Annotated in this window: 20 protein-coding genes; 7 read left to right on the top strand and 13 right to left on the bottom strand. The window is 68.1% G+C overall.

Annotation, left to right across the window (positions count from 1 at the left end):
• Positions 1–76 precede the first annotated feature (76 nt).
• The 7 genes from VGD28_RS11215 to VGD28_RS11245 form a co-directional block, all read right to left on the bottom strand.
• Positions 77–934, bottom strand: coding sequence for a protein-glutamate O-methyltransferase CheR (locus VGD28_RS11215; RefSeq protein WP_331028429.1), 858 nt, complete (start codon positions 932–934; stop codon positions 77–79).
• Positions 934–1,995, bottom strand: coding sequence for a chemotaxis protein CheB (locus VGD28_RS11220; RefSeq protein ID WP_331028430.1), 1,062 nt, complete (start codon positions 1,993–1,995; stop codon positions 934–936). Before VGD28_RS11220 ends, VGD28_RS11215 begins: the two co-directional genes overlap by 1 nt.
• Positions 1,996–2,006: 11 nt before the next feature.
• On the bottom strand, positions 2,007–2,372 hold the full coding sequence (locus VGD28_RS11225; RefSeq protein ID WP_331028431.1) for a response regulator: 366 nt from the start codon (positions 2,370–2,372) through the stop codon (positions 2,007–2,009).
• 75 nt (positions 2,373–2,447) lie between these two features.
• Positions 2,448–2,876, bottom strand: a complete 429-nt coding sequence (locus VGD28_RS11230; RefSeq protein WP_331028432.1) for a chemotaxis protein CheW — start codon at positions 2,874–2,876, stop codon at positions 2,448–2,450.
• Positions 2,876–5,179 carry a chemotaxis protein CheA gene (locus tag VGD28_RS11235; protein WP_331028433.1) on the bottom strand — a complete coding sequence of 768 codons (2,304 nt, stop codon included), beginning with the start codon at positions 5,177–5,179 and terminating at the stop codon, positions 2,876–2,878. Before VGD28_RS11235 ends, VGD28_RS11230 begins: the two co-directional genes overlap by 1 nt.
• Positions 5,180–5,231: 52 nt before the next feature.
• Complete coding sequence (locus VGD28_RS11240; RefSeq protein ID WP_331028434.1) at positions 5,232–6,263, bottom strand: oxidoreductase; 1,032 nt, start codon at positions 6,261–6,263, stop codon at positions 5,232–5,234.
• Between the two features lie 31 nt (positions 6,264–6,294).
• Positions 6,295–6,939: a histidine phosphotransferase family protein gene (locus VGD28_RS11245; RefSeq protein ID WP_331028435.1), complete on the bottom strand. Its 645-nt coding sequence runs from the start codon at positions 6,937–6,939 to the stop codon at positions 6,295–6,297.
• A gap of 118 nt (positions 6,940–7,057) precedes the next feature.
• Here VGD28_RS11245 and VGD28_RS11250 point away from each other — a divergent pair, with 118 nt between their 5' ends.
• Positions 7,058–8,338, top strand: a complete 1,281-nt coding sequence (locus tag VGD28_RS11250) for a serine hydrolase domain-containing protein (protein WP_331028436.1) — start codon at positions 7,058–7,060, stop codon at positions 8,336–8,338.
• Positions 8,339–8,365: 27 nt separating this feature from the next.
• Here VGD28_RS11250 and VGD28_RS11255 read toward each other — a convergent pair whose 3' ends face one another.
• Positions 8,366–8,752 carry a helix-turn-helix domain-containing protein gene (locus tag VGD28_RS11255; protein WP_331028437.1) on the bottom strand — a complete coding sequence of 129 codons (387 nt, stop codon included), beginning with the start codon at positions 8,750–8,752 and terminating at the stop codon, positions 8,366–8,368.
• A gap of 107 nt (positions 8,753–8,859) precedes the next feature.
• Here VGD28_RS11255 and VGD28_RS11260 point away from each other — a divergent pair, with 107 nt between their 5' ends.
• A complete protein-coding gene (locus VGD28_RS11260) occupies positions 8,860–9,621 on the top strand; it encodes an SDR family oxidoreductase (protein WP_331028438.1) in 762 nt (253 codons plus the stop codon).
• Between the two features lie 18 nt (positions 9,622–9,639).
• On the opposite strand, the gene VGD28_RS11265 is transcribed toward VGD28_RS11260, so the two are convergent.
• Positions 9,640–9,786, bottom strand: coding sequence for a lmo0937 family membrane protein (locus VGD28_RS11265; RefSeq protein ID WP_331028439.1), 147 nt, complete (start codon positions 9,784–9,786; stop codon positions 9,640–9,642).
• A gap of 135 nt (positions 9,787–9,921) precedes the next feature.
• Here VGD28_RS11265 and VGD28_RS11270 point away from each other — a divergent pair, with 135 nt between their 5' ends.
• Both VGD28_RS11270 and VGD28_RS11275 read left to right on the top strand, forming a co-directional pair.
• Positions 9,922–10,329, top strand: coding sequence for a group III truncated hemoglobin (locus VGD28_RS11270; RefSeq protein ID WP_331028440.1), 408 nt, complete (start codon positions 9,922–9,924; stop codon positions 10,327–10,329).
• A gap of 25 nt (positions 10,330–10,354) precedes the next feature.
• Positions 10,355–11,050, top strand: coding sequence for an alternative oxidase (locus VGD28_RS11275; protein WP_331028441.1), 696 nt, complete (start codon positions 10,355–10,357; stop codon positions 11,048–11,050).
• Positions 11,051–11,120: 70 nt separating this feature from the next.
• Here the strand turns inward: VGD28_RS11275 and VGD28_RS11280 are convergent, their stop codons facing one another.
• Entirely contained in the window at positions 11,121–11,525 is a 405-nt protein-coding gene (locus VGD28_RS11280; protein WP_331028442.1) for a M67 family metallopeptidase, read from the bottom strand.
• Positions 11,526–11,543: 18 nt separating this feature from the next.
• Between VGD28_RS11280 and VGD28_RS11285 the strand changes: the two genes are divergently transcribed.
• From VGD28_RS11285 to mtgA, 3 genes are all read left to right on the top strand, one after another.
• Positions 11,544–12,497: an RluA family pseudouridine synthase gene (locus VGD28_RS11285; RefSeq protein ID WP_331028443.1), complete on the top strand. Its 954-nt coding sequence runs from the start codon at positions 11,544–11,546 to the stop codon at positions 12,495–12,497.
• Positions 12,498–12,577: 80 nt separating this feature from the next.
• Positions 12,578–13,483, top strand: a complete 906-nt coding sequence (gene rpoH, locus VGD28_RS11290) for an RNA polymerase sigma factor RpoH (RefSeq protein ID WP_331028444.1) — start codon at positions 12,578–12,580, stop codon at positions 13,481–13,483.
• A gap of 89 nt (positions 13,484–13,572) precedes the next feature.
• Positions 13,573–14,214, top strand: a complete 642-nt coding sequence (gene mtgA / locus VGD28_RS11295; RefSeq protein WP_414714492.1) for a monofunctional biosynthetic peptidoglycan transglycosylase — start codon at positions 13,573–13,575, stop codon at positions 14,212–14,214.
• Positions 14,215–14,298: 84 nt separating this feature from the next.
• Here the strand turns inward: mtgA and VGD28_RS11300 are convergent, their stop codons facing one another.
• The 3 genes from VGD28_RS11300 to VGD28_RS11310 form a co-directional block, all read right to left on the bottom strand.
• Complete coding sequence (locus tag VGD28_RS11300; RefSeq protein WP_331028446.1) at positions 14,299–14,601, bottom strand: hypothetical protein; 303 nt, start codon at positions 14,599–14,601, stop codon at positions 14,299–14,301.
• A 75-nt stretch (positions 14,602–14,676) separates the two neighbouring features.
• A complete protein-coding gene (locus tag VGD28_RS11305) occupies positions 14,677–15,000 on the bottom strand; it encodes a YbaB/EbfC family nucleoid-associated protein (protein ID WP_066575923.1) in 324 nt (107 codons plus the stop codon).
• A complete protein-coding gene (locus tag VGD28_RS11310; RefSeq protein WP_331028447.1) occupies positions 14,997–16,610 on the bottom strand; it encodes a DNA polymerase III subunit gamma/tau in 1,614 nt (537 codons plus the stop codon). Before VGD28_RS11310 ends, VGD28_RS11305 begins: the two co-directional genes overlap by 4 nt.
• Between the last annotated feature and the right edge of the window lie 25 nt (positions 16,611–16,635).

Here is a 16,635-nt window from a genome sequence, read left to right on the forward strand (position 1 = left end):
GAGGGATGCGGCGGCGCGCGGCGAAACGCAAGTCGCCCCGGAACATCGATGCGCCGAAACGCACGCTTCTTCGGCGTCAGGCCGCGCGGAACGGCGCGACGCGGGCCTCATCCGCCAGATAGAGGCCGCGGAACCGGTCACTGGGGCGGAAAGCGTCGGTCTGGCCGATCACCGTCTCGCCCGCACCGAGCACCAGCAGGCCGCCGTCGCGCGTCGCGGTGCGCAGCGTGCGGAACACGCGGCTGCGCACATCTGCGGCGAAGTAGAGCAGCACGTTGCGGCACAGGACGAGGTCGAACTTGCCCGCAAGCGCCGGGTCGCGGGCCAGATTGTGCTGGCGGAACTGGACGCGACGGGACAGTTCGGGGCGGATCACCCAGTCGCCATCGACGCTGTCGAACCAGCTCACCATGCGGCGCACGGGAAGGCCGCGCTGGATCTCGAACTGCGAGAAGCGGCCGGCGCGCGCACGGGCGAGCGCGGCGGTGGAGACGTCGGTGGCGATGATCTCCGGCATCACCATGCCGCGCGTGATCGCCGCTTCCTCGAACAGCATCGCCAGCGAATAGGGTTCCTGCCCCAGCGAGCAGCCCGCCGACCAGATGCGCAGGCGCCGGCCCGGCGTCTCGGCCTGAAGCGCCAGCGCCGCCTCGACCACCAGGTCGAGCACCGCGGCGTCGCGGAAGAAGGACGTCTCGTGATTGAGCAGCGCATCGACCACCGCATCGGCGAGCGGGCCGCTGCGCTCGGCCGCGAGCCGCCCGACCAGCTGGTCGAGCGTATCGAGGTCGTTGGCGCGCAGCACCGGCTTCAGCACCGTCTCGACCCGCCACGCCCGGTTGGCGGCGATCTGCTGGCCGGTGCGCTGCTCGAGCAGCATGCCGATCACCTGCATCGCCCCGGTCGAGGCGAAGCTCTGGGGAAGTGCCGCCATCAGCCGGGCCTCCGCTGGCTGGCAATCATGCGGCCGATCTCGTCGGGCGGGAGCACCGCGGCGGCGCTTTCGGCGATCGCGCCGGGCATCCCCCACACCACCGAGCTCGCCTTGTCCTGTACGATCACGCTGCCCCCTGCATCGATCAGCCGCTTCGCCCCCACCGCGCCGTCACGGCCCATGCCCGACAGCACCACGCCCAGCCCGCGCGCGCCGAACAGGTCGGCGATCGAATCGAGCATCGGGTCGACCGACGGCATGCACCCGCTCGCCACGGCCTCATGGGAGAGGCGGACGGCGTAATAGCCCTCGCCCGCGCGCGCCACGCGCAGATGCGCGTCGCCGGGCGCGACCAGCATGCGGCCCGGCCGCACGCGCATATGGTCGGCCGCGACCTCGCACGGCCGCCCCGCAAGCACGGCGAGCTGCGCCGCGAAATAGCTCATGAACGACGCCGGCAGATGCTGGGTGACCAGGATCGGGGGCAGGAAGGAAGGCGGGATCGCGCGCAGCATCTGGCTGAGCGCGTGGATGCCGCCGGTGGAAGCACCGACCGCGACGATATCGAACTCGCCCGGCGCATGATCGGCATGCGCGGAGACCGCGGTGCCGGGATCGTCCGCGTCGAAGAGCCGGGTTAGCCGGTCCTCGAGCACCGCAGCGAAACGCCCGGCGAAGTTGCCGACGCCAGGTTTGACCAGCGTATCCGCGGCCCCGAGCGCGAGCGCCTGCACCGCGGCGGCGGCACCGTCATCGGCGGCGGAGGAAACCACCAGCACCTTGGCCCCCTGCCCCGCCGCGACCAGATCGGGTAGCGCGGTCAGGCCGTGGATGCCGGGCATCTCAAGATCGAGCAGGATCACATCGGCACGCTCGCTGGCGAGGAACTTCAACGCCCCGGCGACGTCACTGACCGAGCCGGCGATGCGGAATCCGTTCATCCCCTCGATCATCCGGCCGAGCACCGCCCGGGCGACAACCGAATCATCGACGATCAGGACGCGGACGCTTTCGCCATCGCGGTCCGGCGGAGGGCCGGCCGCGGCTGTGGTTCTCACCATATCAGCGGCCCTCAGGCGACGCCGACGATCTGGAGCTTGCTCTCGAGCGTCTCGCGGTCGAACGGCTTCATCACATATTCGTCAGCGCCCGCCTCGATCGCGGCGCGGATATAGGCCATGCCGTTCTCGGTGGTGCAGAACACCACCTTGGGCTTCTCGGCGATGCCGCTTTCCTTGAGCGCGCGCAGGAAATCCATCCCGCTCATCACCGGCATGTTCCAGTCGAGCAGGACGACGTCGGGCACCGAGGCCAGGCACGCATCGAGCGCCTCGCGCCCGTCGCCTGCCTCGCGCACCTCGAAGTTCATGGTCTCGAGGATGTGGCGCGCCACCTTTCGGATCACCTTGGAATCATCGACGACGAGGCAGGTCTTCATGTTGTGCCGTTCCCGGATTTTGGCGCGTTCACCGGTAGTTGTGCCCGAAAGATGTAATCACCGCGTTAACGCCGTTCACGCCGCCTGCGCGGGCGTCGCCGGCACCAGCGCGGTCAGGTCGATCGCCAGGATCGGCTCGCCGTCCCGCTCGACCAGCCCGATGCCGGCACGCTGCCAGGCTTCGGAAAGCGGCACGCCCGAGGCAAGCGGCTGAAGGTCGAACGGCGCGATATCGTCGAGCGCATCGACCAGCAGCGCATAGTGATGGCCGTCGACCCGGGTGATCACCGCGCGGCCGGCATCCTGCCCGCCCGTCATCCCCAGCGCCGCGACGGTATCGATCACCGTGACGACGCGGCTGCGCAGCGCGGCGAGCCCGCGGACATGCCCGCCCGCGCGCGGCACGGCGACGATCGTGCCGATATCCACCACCGATTCGACCTGGTCGGCGCCGATCGCCACCGCCTGGCCCGCGACATGCGCGATCAGGAAAAGCCGCTCCATCATTTCCCCCTTGCGACGCTGGCGAGCGCGCCGAGCAGCGCGTCGCGGTCATAGCGCCAGATGCTGCCGTCGCCGTCGCAGCCGCGCTTGCTGCGCAGGCGCACCACCGGTGCCGACGCCGCATGCGCATCGGCCGGGCTGTCGAGCGCGAGCACGACATCGGCGGTTTCGCCGGCATCGAGTGTGACGCGATAGCCGGCGGTCTCGAGCATCGGCTGGACGAAGGTGCGCATCCACCCGTCGTCCCCGCCGGTGAGCAGGCAGAGCGGCGCGGTCGCCGAATCCGTGCCTTCCTCGCCATGCTCGGCGAACAGCCAGTGCGGATCGAGCAGCTCGACCGGCTCATCATCGAGAAGCACCGCACCGGCGATCGGGCCGGGGGCGCCGGCAGCCACGATCTCTGCCGGCAGCGAGACGATATCTGCTGCCTCGGCAATGGCATAGCCGATCTCGCTCACACCATCCTTGAGGCGCAGGATCGACCAGGTTGAAGCGCCGGCAAGCTCACATCGCGCGGCGAGCGGGATGATGCGGCCGTCGATAGTGAGCCGCATCCGGCCTGCGGCGTGGCGGATCGCGTCGCCAGCGACCTGCTCGATGCGGTCGACCACAGCGAGCGGGACCGCGCGGCGGGCGCCGTCGAGATCGATGAAGACCAGCGCCTGAACGCCCTCCACCTCGGCCCCGGCCGCTTCATCGGCTTCGTCGGCGAGCACGTCGTGGATGAATTGCAGCCCGGCATCCCGCGCGATCCCGCCGCAATCGAGCAGCAGCATCGGGCGGCCGCTGTCGGGCAGCGTCTGGCCGGCATAGACGCCCGTCGCCATGATCGCGGGTGCCGCCGGCTTGATCACCAGCTCCTCATTGTCGAGCACGTCGTCGACGCGCAGCGCATAGCTCCCCTCGCCCACGCTGACGATCGCCAGCATCGTGCGCATCGCGCAGACATTTCCGCCGATGCCGAGCACGCTCGCCAGCTCGACCAGCGGCAGCCGACGATCGCGCACCGTCACCACTTCGGCGCTGCCGATGCGATCGACGCGGATCGCTTCGCTCGATTCGCTGACGATCTCCTCGATCGCCTGGCGTGGCACGGCAAAGCGCTGGCCCGCGGCGGCGACCACGATCGTCGGGATGATCGAAAGGGTCAGTGGCACGCGGATCAGGATGCGCAGCCCCTTGCCCGGCTGGCTGTCGAGATCGACGCGGCCGCCGATCTGCTCGATCGCGGCGCGGACCACGTCCATGCCGACGCCGCGGCCGGAGACTTCGGAGACCTCGTCCTTGCTCGACAGACCCGGCTCGAACACCAGTTCCTGCTTGGCGCGCTCGCTGAGCGACCGCAGCGCACGCTCGTCACGGCCGGTATCGGCGAGCTTGCGGATCAGCCGCTCGGTATCGATGCCGCGGCCGTCATCGGCGATCTCGACCACGATCTGATTGCCCGACTGGCGAGCGGCGACGCTGAGGCGGCCATGCTCGCGCTTGCCCGCGGCGCGGCGGCCTTCGGGCGATTCGATGCCATGATCGATCGCGTTTCGGATGATGTGGACCAGCGGATCGCGCAGCACCTCGATCATCTCGCGGTCGAGCTCGACCTCGGCGCCCTCGATCTGGAGATTGACGGACTTGCCCAGGCTCGCCGCTGTGTCGCGTACCATGCGCGGCAGCGCCGAGAACAACGCGTCGATCTTCTGCATGCGCGTGCGGGTGACGGTGTCGCGCAGGTCGGCGACGGTGGCGGACATGCGCTCCAGCGCGGCCTCGATCTGGGGATCGACCTCCGCATTGCGCAGCCGCCGCGACAGCTCGTTGCGGGCGAGCACCATGTCGGACATGCCGCTCATCATCCGGTCGAGCAGGTCGACATTGAGCCGCACGCTGCGCGCCGCCGCGCGCTGCGCTGCCGGCGCGGCGGCCTGGATGACCTCCTCCGAGCCTTCCTCGAGCGCCGCGATCAGCAGATCCTCGCCGCTGTCGTCGAGGCCGCTGCCGGCGTCGATCGCCTCGACCAGCTCGCCGATCCGGTCGACCACCGCGAGCACGGCGTTGACCAGCGCGCGATCAGGCACCCGCTCGCCCGCGCGCACCGTTGCCAGCACGTCCTCCGCCGCATGGCTGAGGCGGGCGAGGCGCGGCAGGTCGAGGAAGCCGCAGCTTCCCTTGACTGTGTGGACGAAGCGGAAGATCGCGTCGAGCCGCGCGCGATCGGCCGGATTCGCCTCCCAGGCGACGATCTCGCCCGACAGCGCTTCCAGCGTCTCCCGCGTCTCCGCGATGAATTCTTGCAGCAGGTCGTCCACGATGCCCCCACAGATACGCGCCGGTCATGGCTGCGCGGGGGTTAAGACTGGGTTAGCCAGATGCCGGGATTCTGACCTCGGCGTGCGTTTCCGCGCTGCGCAGCCCCGCGTCGAGAACTTCCATCACCGCAATGGCATCGGACGCGGGCACGGGGTTCGCCCCCTCCCGGCGCACCGCGGCAGCCAGCGCCTCCCAGAACAGGCGATAGTCGCCCGCGGCATTGGGCACGGGCGTGATCGATCCGTCGGCGCGGGTGAGCATGCCATCGACCGGATCGGCGCCCCAATTTCCCTCGCCCGGCGTCTTTCCGGCGACCGTGGCCGCCTCCTGCGGGTCGATGCCGTGCTTGACCCAGCTGCCGCCCGTGCCATGGACCTTGAAGCGAAGCGTATTGGCGGCGGCGAGCTTGCTGGCGTGAAGGGCGACGCGGTGGCCGGGATAGCGCAGCACCGCCTGGAAATAATCGGGTGCGGGCGCGCCCTTCCGCAGCGCCGCGATGTCCGCGCTGACGCCGATCGGACGGCCGAACAGCTGAAGCGCCTGATCGACAAGGTGCGGGCCGAGGTCGAGCCAGACGCCACCGGGACGCGCTTCCTTCCACACATCCGCCGCCACCGGGCGCCAGCGGTCGAACCTGCTTTCGAGTTCGACGATCTCGCCCAGCGTTCCCTCGGCGATCAGGGCCTGCAAGGTACGGAAATCGGCGTCCCAACGGCGGTTCTGGAAGGCGGTGACGGTGACGCCCCTCGCCTCGCCCTCCGCGGCGACGGCGCGCGCATCGGCGAGCGTGGTGGCGAACGGCTTATCGATCAGCACATGCTTGCCCGCGCGGATCGCCGCCAGCGCATGCTCGGCATGGAGCTCGTCGGGGCTGGAGACGATCACCAGGTCGATCCCCGGCTCGGCGAGCAGCGTCGCGACGTCGGGCACCACGCGCATGCCGGGAAGATCGGCGTGCACCTTGGGCGGATCACGCGAGACGACCGCGCGCAACGTCATGCCCGGGGTGATCCGCACATAGGGCGCGTGGAAGGCCCGGCCGCCCAGGCCATAGCCGATCAGTCCGACGCCGATCTCATCCATCGCCACAGTCTCCACAGCAAGTTCGGGCGCGTCAGCCGAGCTTGAACGCCGCCCCGAACAGCAGCACCTCGGCATCGGGCGGCGAGACCTGGAGCTCGCCGCCGCCCTGCGCGACCAGCTGATGTACTAGATAGGCTGCTGCAGCGCGCGGGGTGACGGTCGCATCGCCCGTGTCGCCGGTCAGCGCGCCACGCAGCTCCTGGTCGAGCACGATGCGCGGCCCGTCGGCGCGCACCACGATCTCGACCGTACCGTCGCGCGCCTCAGCCCCGATATCGAGCTGGCCGCCGCGCACCAGCGCGTCGCCGCCGATCAGCGCGAGGTTGAGCAGCACCTTGATCACCTGCTTGGGCAGCTGCGGATCCTCGACCATCCAGCCGATCGACACGCGGTGATTGTCGCCGAACAGCCCCTCGATCGCAGCCTGCGCCTCGCGCGTGTCGACCGTATCGCCGAACCCGCCCGCGGCGCCGAACGCCAGGCGGAAGAATTTGAGCTTGTTGGCGCTCGCCCGTGCGCTCTCCGCCAGCAGCTCGAGGCAGCGCGCGCGCATCTCGGGGTCGTTCTCGTCCGCCAGCAGCTCCAGCCCGTTGTTGAGCGCGCCCACCGGGCTGAGCAGGTCGTGGCACAGGCGCGAGCAAAGCAGGCTGGCGAAATCGGTGGGCGAGATGGTCACAGGTTGCTCCGGCAATTCGCGCAACTCTTTGGCGCAGCGGCGGCAATGCCGCAAGCGAACGATCTTTCATCCCGACGCGAAGCCCGATAGCCTCGTCCGAAACAAGCGGAGGGGATTCATGCAGCGATCGATGGTGACAGCGTTGACCGGACTGGTGCTGGCCACGGCGGTGCCGTTGCCCGCCCTGGCGCAGGAGCGCCCGCCGACCGTGGAGGCACTGCACATCGACAAGGCGCGGATCGACCGCATGCTTTCCGCAATGGTCGCCGACGGCCGCGCCGTGGGTGTATCAGCGCTGATCTGGAAGGACGGGCACGAGGCCTATTATGGCGAGCGCGGCTTCGCCGATCGCGAGGGCGGCAAGCCGTTCCGCCGCGACACGCTGGTGCAGATCTGGTCGATGACCAAGCCGGTCACCGGCGTCGCGCTGATGCAGCTGTGGGAGCAGGGCAAGTTCCGGCTCGACGATCCCCTGGCGCGCTATCTGCCCGACTTCGCCAACCCGCTCGTCCAGGACGGCACGGATAAGGACGGCAAGCCGCTGTGGCGCGCCGCGAGCCGCCCGATCACGATCCGCGACATCCTGCGCCACACCGCAGGCTTCGCCTATGGCGGCGGGCCCACGGCGGCGCACGCGGAATTCTTCGGCGCCGACCCGCTCAACCTGGACAACGACCTCGCCAAGTTCGGGCGCAGGATGGCGCGAGTCCCGCTGCTTTCCGATCCGGGCGCCGAATGGCATTACAGCGCCGCGGTCGACGTCCAGGCGCTGCTGGTCGAGCGGCTCTCGGGGATCAAATTCGCCGACTATGTCCGCACCCATATCTTCGAGCCGCTGAAGATGCGCGAGGCGGGGTGGCATCAGCCGATGGGCCGCCTGCCCCGCCTTGCCGCCACCTATGTGAAGCAGAATGGCAAGTCCGCCCGCCAGGCCGACGAGATGACGCGCCGCGTCAACTTCCCTGGCGCAAGGCTCACCATGGGCGGCGCCGGCATCGTCGCGCCGATCGACGACTATATGCGCTTCGCCCGGATGCTGCTGAACGGCGGCGCGCTCGACGGCGCGCGCATCCTGAAACCCGCGACGATCCGGCTGATGGCGACCGACCAGCTCGACCCGGCGATCAAGGAGCGCGAATGGCTGCCGGGCAAGATCGACGGCGGGTTCGGCTTCGACTTCGCGGTTCGGACCGCGCGCCCGGACAAGCCGGAGCGCAATCGCGGCGCGGTCGGCGAATTCTTCTGGGACGGCATGGCCTCGACCCTGTTCTGGGTCGATCCCGCGAACCGCATGGCGGCGGTGTTCTTCACGCAGACCATCCCGTTCGACGGCACGCTCCACACCGATATCCGCAAGGCGGTGTACGGCGCGGACTATCTCGGCCCGCCGGGCGACTAAGAAATCTTCCTCCGCCAGGGGGAGGATTTATGCCTGGTCCCGCCCGTCGAACTTCGCGCGTGCGGTCGAGACCGCATCCAGATTGGCCTCGGCCCACAGCCATACCCCGCAGAATGCCGCGCCGAGGCTGTGGCCCAGCGGAGTCAGCCGATAGTCCACGCGCGGCGGCACCACCGCATGCACGGTGCGCGTCACCATCCCGTCGCGCTCCATCCGCCGCAGCGTCTGGGTCAGCATCTTCTGGCTGATGTCCGGGATCGCCCTGGAAATCTGCGTGAAGCGCAGTTCGCCGCGATCCTCCAGCGTCTCCAGGATCAGCATCGTCCATTTGTCGGCGATCGCGCCGATCAGGTCATTGACGAGCGCATCGACGCGCGGATCCTCGGCATGCCACTCGCCCGCGCCAACCGCCATCGCCCAATACTCTCCTTTTGGTAAGTATAAATCTTTTGGGTGCCTTCTTCCTGAAGGATAGCATTGCGCTAAATCGCCGTCACCACCTTCCTGCGAGGAGACCAATCATGAAGCAGAGCGGCAACACCATCCTCATCACCGGCGGCGGATCGGGCATTGGCGAAGCGCTGGCGCAGCGGCTCCACGATGCCGGCAACACTGTCATCATCGCCGGCCGTCGCCGCGAAACGCTCGAAGCCGCGATCGCTGGCCGGACGAACATGCATGCGATGACGCTGGACATCGACAGCCCCGACGCGATCGAAGCGTTCGCCCGCGAAGTGATCGCGGCGCACCCCGCACTCAACGTGCTCGTCAACAATGCCGGCATCATGCGCTACGAGGATCTTGGCGCTCGCCGCGACCTCAACGATGCCGAGGCGACGATCACCACCAACCTGCTCGGCCCGATCCGCATGACTAATGCGCTGATCGATCACCTGAAGGCGCAGGCAGACGCGGCGATCTTCAACGTCACCTCGGGCCTCGCCTTCGTGCCGCTGGTCGCCGCCGCGACCTACAGCGCGACCAAGGCGGCGATCCACAGCTACACCATCTCGCTCCGCGATGCGCTGGCCGGGCAGGTCGAGGTGATCGAGCTCGCACCACCGGCCGTGCAGACCGATCTGACGCCTGGGCAGCGCACGCGCGAAGGCTATCAGCCGCTCGGCGAATTCGCGGACGAGGTGCTGGCGCTGCTGGGCCAGTCCCCGACGCCCAAGGAAATCCTGGTCGAACGGGTCAAGTTCCTGCGCAACGCCGAAGCCGAAGGACGGTTCGATGCCGCGCTGGCCGCGATCACCGCGCTGGCGAAAGGCGGCGGGCACTGACCCGCCGCCCCCGCGGCTTCATACGCCGCTGCGTCCGCGCAGGAACTGCACGACGATCACGATCAGCGCGATCACCAGCAGCAGGTGGATCAGCCCGCCCGCGACGTCGAGCGAGAAGCCCAGCAGCCAGAGCAGCAGGATGACGATGGCGATGGTCCAGAGCATGGCAAATCCCCTTCTTGCAAAGGGATAACCAGACCGGCCATCGAATGTTCCCAGATCGAGATCGGCTGCTCCCCGCGCAAGCCTGGGACGATTTGTCCAGTTGGTCCCGATCAGGCGCGTTCCTAGATGCGCGGCATGAGCGGAGACACGGCAAGCGAACGGCGCGGGATCGATGAAGACAGCCTGCGCGAACTGGTTGAGGCATTCTACGCGCGGGTGCGCGCCGATGCATCGCTTGGCCCGGTGTTCGACGATGCGATCCACGACTGGCCCGAGCATCTCGACCGGCTGACCGATTTCTGGTCGTCGGTGATGCTCACCAGCGGCCGTTACAAGGGCCAGCCGGTCCCCGCGCACAAGAAGCACGGCGATCACATCACCCCTGCCCTGTTCGACCGCTGGCTAGCGCTATGGGCGGAGACCACCGGCGAGCTGATGACCCCGGACGCCGCCGCGGCGCTCCAGCTCAAGGCCGCGCGGATCGCAGAGAGCCTTCAGCTCGCACTGTTCTTCAAACTGCCCGGCCGCGGAAACGCGGCCTGAGCATCCATTCAGGAAGGAGCATTCCATGCAGCACAACCCCGCGCCGCTGGTCGACCTGACGGTCCATCATCAGCCCGCCGATTTCTCCGACCGCATCGCGCTCGGCTTCACCAAGCTGCTGCGTTTCTGCGCCGACACCTTCTTCGCCGAGCGTTACGGCCATCGCGCGATCGTGCTCGAGACCGTGGCGGCCGTGCCCGGCATGGTCGGCGCGACGATCACCCATCTCAAATGCCTGCGCCGCATGTGCGACGATCAGGGGTGGATCCGCACCCTGATGGAGGAGGCGGAGAATGAACGGATGCACCTGATGACCTTCATCCATGTCGCCCGGCCGACCTGGTTCGAGCGTGCGGTCATCCTGGGCGTGCAATGGGTATTCTATCTCGCCTTCTTCGCGCTCTACCTGATCAGCGCCAAGACCGCGCACCGCGTCGTCGGCTATTTCGAGGAAGAGGCGGTGATCAGCTACACCCATTATCTCGCCGAGATCGACGAGGGCCGCTCGCCCAATGTCCCGGCCCCGGCGATCGCAAAGCATTACTGGCAGCTTCCCGACGATGCGACGTTGCGCGACGTGGTGCTGGTGGTCCGCGCCGACGAGGCGCATCACCGCGACGTCAACCACGGCTTCGCCAGCGAGCTTGCCGGTCTGCCGGTCGATCCGGCGCGGATCGCGCCCTATCCGGTGCACGCCGACGACATTCGCCAGGCCGCCTGACATGGCCGAACCCTACCACTCCACCCGGGTGTTCGACGAAGCGACGAGTCCGATCGGGTCTGACGCCGGATCAGCCGGTCTCCAGCACGATCGGCGCGAAACGCCCATGATGGCAGCCGTTCGCCACGGCGCGCCACCCCGTCACCACCCCGCCCGCGACGATCAGCCACAGCTTCCCGTCGGGCGCGGCCATCGCCGCATCGGTCGCGGAGGGGGTCGCATCCCCCGACGGATGCGAATGCCAGTAACCCGCCAGCACCGGCCCGCCCGCCCGCTCGGCACGGATCGCCGCGAACAGCGCGGCGGGATCGATCTCGAAATGGATCAGCGGGTTTTCGGCGACATTCGCCGCGATGCGCGCCGCATCGACGGTGCGGTCCCCGCCGAACAACAGCCCGCACGCCTCGTGCGGCGCAGCCTCGTCCGCGGCTCGCTGAATTAGTTCGACAACACACCTTGAAATATGAACCCTCATCCCCACCTTCCTAGGACAATGGGTCCGGGGGTTTCCACACTTGAAGCGCGGATAGCGGATGCGGCGAACGGCTGGCGTCTCGACCGGGCTTTGGCGGACGCCCTGCCCACGTTGTCGCGCGAGCGGATCAAGGCGCTGATCTCAACCGGCAACGTCACCGGCCCCGACGGGCAGGTGCGCGACCCTAAGAAGAAGGCACCTGGCGGCGCGCTGTTCCGCATCGATGTGCCCGAGCCCGAGGCGCCGCATAACGAGCCGCAGGAGATCGAGCTCAACGTGGTGTTCGAGGACGAGCATCTGATCGTCATCGACAAGCAGGCCGGCCTCGTCGTCCATCCCGCTGCGGGCAATATCGACGGAACCTTGGTCAACGCGCTGCTCCACCACTGCCGGGGCGGCCTGTCGGGCATCGGCGGGGTGGCGCGACCGGGGATCGTCCACCGCATCGACAAGGATACCTCCGGCCTGATGGTCGCCGCCAAGACCGACCGCGCGCATGTCGGCCTCGCCCGCCAGTTCAAGGCGCACTCGATCGACCGCCGCTACAAGGCGATCGTCTCGGGCCGGCCCACGACCGGCAGCGGCACGATCGACGCGCCGCTTGCGCGCTCTCCGCAGAACCGCAAGAAGATGGCGATCGTTGCCGGCGGCAAGCGGGCCGTGACACACTGGCATTTGTGTCAAGTCCGTCAACTGAACGCGGCGGCGCTGGTCGAATGCCGGCTGGAAACAGGGCGCACGCATCAGGTACGCGTGCACATGGCATCGATCGGCCACCCCTTGATCGGGGATCCGGTCTATGGCAGAACGAAGAAAGAACATCGAGAGATGCTGGAAACCCTGGGTTTCCATCGTCAGGCCTTACATGCGGCGCATTTGGGGTTTATCCATCCCATCGATAGCCGCGCTTTGGCCTTTGAAAGCCAAATGCCGTCCGACATGCAGGAACTGTTCAACCGGCTCGTCGTATAGCTTCACTGACCCGTCTTCGGAGGGTCGCACACTGTCCTCGCCGCTTCAGGGGGGACGCGCACAAAGGGAGTAAGTAGATCATGGCAAGCGGAAGCAACGTCCCGGCGACGATCCCCGCACTGGGCGGTGAGCAGAGCCTCAACCGCTATCTGGCCGAGATCAAGAAGTTTCCGATCCTGGCGCCCGAGCAGGAATATATGCTCGCCAAGCGTTTCCAGGAGCATGGCGATCCCGAAGCTGCGGCGCAGCTCGTGACCAGCCATTTGCGCCTCGTCGCGAAGATCGCGATGGGCTACCGCGGCTATGGCCTGCCGGTGTCCGAGCTGATCTCCGAGGGCAATATCGGCCTGATGCAGGGCGTGAAGAAGTTCGAGCCCGACCGCGGCTTCCGCCTCGCCACCTATGCGATGTGGTGGATCCGCGCCTCGATCCAGGAATTCATCCTGCGCAGCTGGTCGCTCGTGAAGATGGGCACCACCGCCGCGCAGAAGAAGCTGTTCTTCAACCTGCGCCGGATGAAGGCCAAGCTCGACGCCTTCGAGGACGGCGACCTGAGCCCTGAGCATCTCGCCAAGATCGCCAAGGATCTGGGCGTGACCGAGGAAGAGGTCACGTCGATGAACCGCCGCATGGCAATGGGCGGCGACACGTCGCTCAACGTGCCGATGCGCGAGGATGGTGAGGGCCAGTGGCAGGATTGGCTCGCCGACGACAGCGCGCTGCAGGACGAGGTCGTCGCCGAGGCGCAGGAGGCCGACGTCCGCCACAGCATGCTGGTCGAGGCGATGGACGAGCTCAACGAGCGCGAGCAGCATATCCTCACCGAACGCCGCCTGACCGACAATCCCAAGACGCTTGAGGAATTGAGCCAGGTCTATGGCGTCAGCCGCGAGCGCGTCCGCCAGATCGAGGTGCGCGCGTTCGAGAAGCTGCAAAAGGCGATGATGCGCCTCGCCGGCGACCGGCGCCTGCTCGCCGTCGCCTGACGGCGCGGCCGGGGGCGGCATTGGCGGGGGCAGTTGCGAAGCAGCGGCGATGGGGCCGCCGGCTCGTCCTATGGGCCGGCAAGGCTCTGTTGGCGTTCATCGTGGGCTCGCTGCTGCTGGTGCTGCTCTTCCGCTTCGTCCCCCCGCCCTTCACGCTGACCATGGCGGGCGACCTGGCCTCGGGCCACGGCATCACCAAGAGCTGGACGCCGCTGAGCCGGATCGATCCCGACATGGCCCGCGCCGCGATCGCCGCCGAGGATTCGTCCTTCTGCTCGCACAACGGCTTCGATTACGACGCGATCGCCGCGGCGATGTACCGCAACGCCAAGGGCGGCAAGGTGCTGCGCGGCGGATCGACGATCAGCCAGCAGACCGCGAAGAACGTCTTCCTGTGGCAGGGCGGCGGCTTCTTCCGCAAGGGGCTGGAGGCTTGGTTCACCATCTTGATCGAGCTGATCTGGCCCAAGAAGCGGATCATGGAAGTCTATCTCAACGTCGCGGAGACCGGGATCGGCACCTATGGCGTCGAGGCCGGATCGCAGCGCTATTTCGGCCACGGCGCCGCAAAGATGACCCGCGCCGAGGCCGCGCGCATCGCCGCGGTGCTGCCGCTGCCCAAGAAAAGGGCGGGCGTCGCCCCCAAGGGCTTTACCCGCCGATACGGAAATTCGATCGCCGCACGGATCGGCGTGGTGCAGAACGAAGGCCTCGACGCATGTCTGCGCTGAGCCGCGGCAGAAAGTATTTCCTACACGTCGAAGATCTGAAATACCTGCCTGACGCTCTTTCGCATCGTCAGGCTCAAATGGCGGTTACTGGACCGAATTCCCGATCCGGTCGCCAGCCTTCTCGGCCGCGTCGCCGACCTTTTCCGCGCCCTCGCCGACGCTCTTGGCGGCCTCGGTGATGGCGTCGTCCTTGGCGCGGTCGCTGCGCGACTCGCTGAGGAAGAAGAAGGCGCCGACCACGACGATGATCAGCGCGATGATGCCCAGGATCAGACCGCCGCCTCCGCCGCGGCGCTCGATCACCGTGGTGGTGCCGCCGGTATCGCGCTCGGTCACGCGTTCGGCGGTCACGCCGTCGTCACGCTCCACAATCCGTTCGTCAGCCATTTCGCATCTCCCTTCGGGGGTTCGTCTGGCGACACTAACGGCTTGGCCGAAGCGATTGTTCCCGTTGTGAAATGTTCAGAAAGGCAGCTTGAACCCCGGCGGCAGCGGGATGCCGCTGGAAAGCTTCGACATTTCGCTCTGCGCCGCGGCATCGGCCTTGGCTCGCGCGTCGTTTAGCGCTGCGGCGATCAGGTCCTCCAGCATCTGCTTCTCGCTCGGCGCCAGCAGCGATTCGTCGATGTCGACGCCGATGATGCGGCCCTTGGCGCTGGCCTTGACCTTGATCAGGCCGCCGCCGGACACGCCTTCGACCTCGATCCCGTCGAGATTGGCCTGTGCCTTGGTCAGCTCGTCCTGGACGTTCTGCGCCATGGCCATGATGTCTTCGATACTCTTCATGCGGTCCTCCGGATCGGGGTCCAGCCGATCAGCTCGGCTTCGGGAAATGCTTCCAGTGCGGCGGTGACGACGGGCGAGCGCAGCACCGCATCACGCTCGGCCGCGGCGTCGGCCGCCTTGACCTCGGCGAGCGTCTGGCCGCCGGGGGCGTCGATCACGCGGAGCGACCAGCGCTTGCCGAGCACGCGGCGGATGGTCTGCTCGAAATCGCTCACCAGATCGGCGGGCAGCCCCTGGCTGCTCACCTCAATTACCGGTGCGTTGAACGCGATGACGCGGATGAGGTTGCGCGCGCGCGCCGCGACGTGGTGCTCGTGCGCCGCCTCCAGCCGCTCCAGCACCTCGGCAAGGTCGCGCGGCGCGGGGGGCTCGGCCGGAGCCGAGGGCGTTGCGGCGGGGGCGGCAGCGAGGGGCATGCCATCGGCCAGCTTGCGCGCCAGATCGCCGGGATCGGGCAGGGTCGAGGCATGGATCACGCGGAGCAGCGCCATCTCGCACGCTTCGATCGGCAGCGCGGCGCGGATCACCTCGTCATGCCCCTTGAGCAGCAGCTGCCACAGGCGATGGAGCGCCGGGAAGCCGAGCTTGCCGGCCCATTCCGCCAGCGCCGCCGTCTCCTCCGCCGCCTGACCCGGCATCGCCTCGTTGCCGAGTTTCGAGAGCGTCACGCGGTGCACGGTCTCGAGCAGCGCCTTGAGCACCGCCTGCGGATCGACGCCGAGATCATACTGGTCGCGCAGCGCGGCCAATGCCCCCGGCGCATCGCCCTGGATCACCAGCCCGAACAGCGCGCGGATCGCGTTGCGGTCCGACAGGCCGAGCATCGCGCGCACCGCCTCGGCGCTCACCGCCCCGCCCTCGATCCCCGCATGGGCGATCGCCTGGTCGAGGATCGACAGGCCGTCGCGGGCCGAGCCTTCGGCGGCGCGCGCGATCATCGCCAGCGCCTCGGGCTCCGCCTCGGCGCCTTCGGCCGCGACCACCTCGGCGAAGTGCGCCGCGAGCTTCCCGGCCGGGATGCGGCGCAAGTCGAAGCGCTGGCAGCGCGAGAGCACGGTCACCGGGACCTTGTCCACCTCGGTCGTCGCCAGCAGGAACTTCACATGCGCGGGCGGCTCCTCCAGTGTCTTGAGCAAGGCGTTGAACGCGGGCTTGGACATCATGTGGACTTCGTCGATGATGTACATCTTGTACCGCGCCGACACCGCCGCATAACGCACCGCGTCGGTCATCTGGCGGACGTCGTCGATGCCGTTGTGCGAGGCGGCGTCGATCTCGATCACGTCGACATGCCGGCCCTCGCCGATCGCGCGGCACGGCTCGCACACCCCGCACGGATCGATCGTCGGGCCGCCCTGCCCGTCCGGGCCGATGCAGTTCAGCGCCTTGGCGATCAGCCGCGCGGTGGAGGTCTTGCCCACCCCGCGCACGCCGGTGAGCAGGAAGGCATGCGCCAGCCGGTCGCGTTTGATCGCGTTCCCCAGCGTCTGCACCATCGCATCCTGCCCGATCAGCTGGGCGAAGGTCTGCGGCCGGTATTTGCGCGCGAGGACGCGATAGGCGGCGTCGCGCGGCTGGGGCGGTTCGCCAAGATCGAGGGAGTCAGACATGCAGCCGCCAACCTAGCGATCCGAT

Origin of the sequence: Sphingomonas sp. (assembly GCF_036402235.1) — a bacterium.
Lineage (GTDB): Bacteria > Pseudomonadota > Alphaproteobacteria > Sphingomonadales > Sphingomonadaceae > Sphingomonas.